Origin of the sequence: Mesorhizobium sp. (assembly GCF_004962925.1) — a bacterium.
In the GTDB taxonomy this organism is placed as follows: domain Bacteria; phylum Pseudomonadota; class Alphaproteobacteria; order Rhizobiales; family Rhizobiaceae; genus Mesorhizobium.
Map to the genome: position 1 here is coordinate 29093 of NZ_SUEO01000012.1, position 2500 is coordinate 31592.

Sequence of the window (2500 nt, forward strand, 5' to 3'; positions counted from 1 at the left end):
TGGGCTCCTCAGCTCTGCGGATTCTCAGATCCACGCGACCACGGCCGTCGCCTTGGTGACCGCGTTGCTTTGCCTGCTGTCGGCGGTCGTGGCGTGGACGACCGTTTCCGGCGAGCGACTGCCGTGGTCGCGTGGATCTGAGAATCCGCAGAGCTGAGGAGCCCAGAAAGGCTCTAACGCATGTCGCCCAAAAGTGCGCAGCGGTTTTGGGACGACGACATGCATGAAAACAAGAGCTTAAAGCGTGTCGCGTGAATCTGTTCAAACGCGACGCGCTTTAAGGTCCGGCTCAGCCTTCGATCTTGGCGCTCGCGACTTTCAGCGAATCACTGTCTTCCTGCTTGAGCAGATCATCGATGCGCTCGCGCTCGCGCTTGAAGGCGACGAGGTCGTCGCCCTTCAGCACCTTGCCGACCGGCAGGCGGACTCGCATCGAGTCGACCTTGGTGCCGTTGACGATCAGCTCGTAATGAAGATGCGGACCGGTGGAGAGGCCGGTTGAGCCGAGATAGCCGATAACCTGGCCCTGGCGAACGCGAACACCCGGCTCAATGCCCTTGGCAAAGGCGCTCTGGTGATTGTAGGACGTCTCGTAGCCATTGGCGTGGCGGATGATGATCTGCTTGCCATAGCCACCGGCCCAGCCGGCCTTTTCGACGACGCCGTTGCCGGCGGCAATGATCGGCGATCCGACCGGAGCTGCCCAGTCGGTTCCGGTGTGCATCTTCACATATCCCAAAATGGGGTGACGCCTGGCACCGAAACCAGAGGTAAACCTGCCATTGGGCAGCGGATTGCGCAGCAGGAATTGCTTAGCGCTGCGGCCGTTCTCGTCGAAATAGTCGGTGCTGCCGTCCTGCATTTGGAACCGGTAGAAGTTGCGAGTCGCGCCGCCGAAGACCGCCGAGACGAAGAGGAGCTCGGAGTCGTCGGATGCCTGGTCGTCGCCGTCCGGCTGCGAGAACAGCACCTCGATGCGGTCCGACGAATTGAGCCGTGACTGGAAATCGACACCGGACGCAAGGAGCTTGATCAACTGCTTGGTCATCGCCTTGGACATGCCGTAGGAATAGGCGGCGCGGTAGATACCGTCATAGACATTCGGCAGATTGCCGCGCACCACCACTGGCGGCGAATCGTCGAATGCGGTCAGCAATTCGGGATTGGGCTCCGGCTCCTGCGCCGGCACATATTGGCCGTGATCGTCGAGCGCGATGGTGACGATATGCTGGGTCCTGTCGTAGATGCCGGTGCGGACGATTTTGGCGGCGTCGCCACGGATCTCAAGCCCGACGCGCAGCACGGTTCCGGCCTTGAGCGCTGTCGCATTCAGCAATTTGGCGATCGCCTCTGCCATGCCGGTGGCGTCTTCGCCCGTATAGCCCGAATCGGCGAAGGTCTCGACTATGTCGCGGTCTCTGGTGAAGGGGATGATTTCCTCGGCGAAGGCCGGCGCCTGATCGTCGGGGGCAGCGCGCAGCGACACCGAGACGTTTTCCGGGACGATCTTGACGTCGTAGGAGCCGGCCATGCTCTCGGCGAACGCATCGCCGAATCGCTGCGGGTCGACATAATGCAGCGACGCGACCTGCACGGCGCCGTCGCTCAGACCCGTGCCGGCCTCGCGCACCACCTTTTCCACCTCGTCGGCGGACAAGTCACTCTTTTCGTCGAAGGCCGCCGTCTCGATCGGGAAATCGACCGTCTTCAGGCTCATCTCGCTTTCGACCTTGGCGCCATAGATCTGGCCGGCGGCGGCGGTCGCCGGCTGACCGGCATTGCCGTCGCGGTCGTCGCCAAACACCTGCATCGGGTCGAAAGGCGGATAGGCACGGGGGGTCGTGTGCGCGGCGGCAAGCGCCATCTTGATCTGCACGAAAGGCATGGTGTGGATGACATCGCGGTCGCCGACCTTGGTCACCATCGACACTTCCATGCGCCGGCGGTCCTTGGCCTTGGCGATCTGGCGCGGCGCCACCAGCCTGGTGGTCTTGGCGACCTCGCCGGAATCGTCGCCTCTTGCAAGGCTGATCAGTTCGGCGATCTCGGGTGGCGTTGCCAATTGCTGACGGCCGTCAAGGGCCGCGAACAGCGCCACGCCCATCAGCACGCTCGACGTTACGCCGGTCAGAAACGTGCCCGACAGCCAGCGTGCCGAAACCTCGCGCCGGTCGGGCGGGCCACTGCGACCGTCCGCAATCAGCGGCGGCTCGTTGCCGAGTTCGGCTATGACAGTTTCCGTATCTGGCATCCAGAAAGGCTGCTTCTTCCCCGGGCGGGACGGCTTGTCGCTTTTGTTGTGGCCATGACATTTGCCTGTCACGGCGGGCGAAGTCAACGAAGCGCCTGGCCTCGGCCGAAATCCCCAACACACTTCTCTCTTAGTGGCTCTCTTTACAGTCTCTTATAAGCGGCGGCGCGCCGGTGGTGCGTACGCCTGCTTTGTTGGCCTTGGTGTCAAACCGTAATGCGGCGGCAATAGGGCTCCGGCATGGTGGTC

At 62.7% G+C, this 2500-nt stretch carries 2 protein-coding genes (1 of these 2 only partly in view); one reads left to right on the top strand and one right to left on the bottom strand.

Annotated elements, in window-relative coordinates; all coding sequences use genetic code 11:
• Positions 1 to 289: 289 nt before the first annotated feature.
• A complete protein-coding gene (locus tag E5W87_RS05040) occupies positions 290 to 2251 on the bottom strand; it encodes a M23 family metallopeptidase (RefSeq protein WP_292394620.1) in 1962 nt (653 codons plus the stop codon).
• A gap of 240 nt (positions 2252 to 2491) precedes the next feature.
• Between E5W87_RS05040 and E5W87_RS05045 the strand changes: the two genes are divergently transcribed.
• Positions 2492 to 2500, top strand: the start of a protein-coding gene (locus E5W87_RS05045; protein WP_292394622.1) for a hypothetical protein. 273 nt of this gene lie beyond the right edge of the window; only the first 9 of its 282 coding nucleotides appear in the window; it begins with the start codon at positions 2492 to 2494; the stop codon falls past the right edge of the window.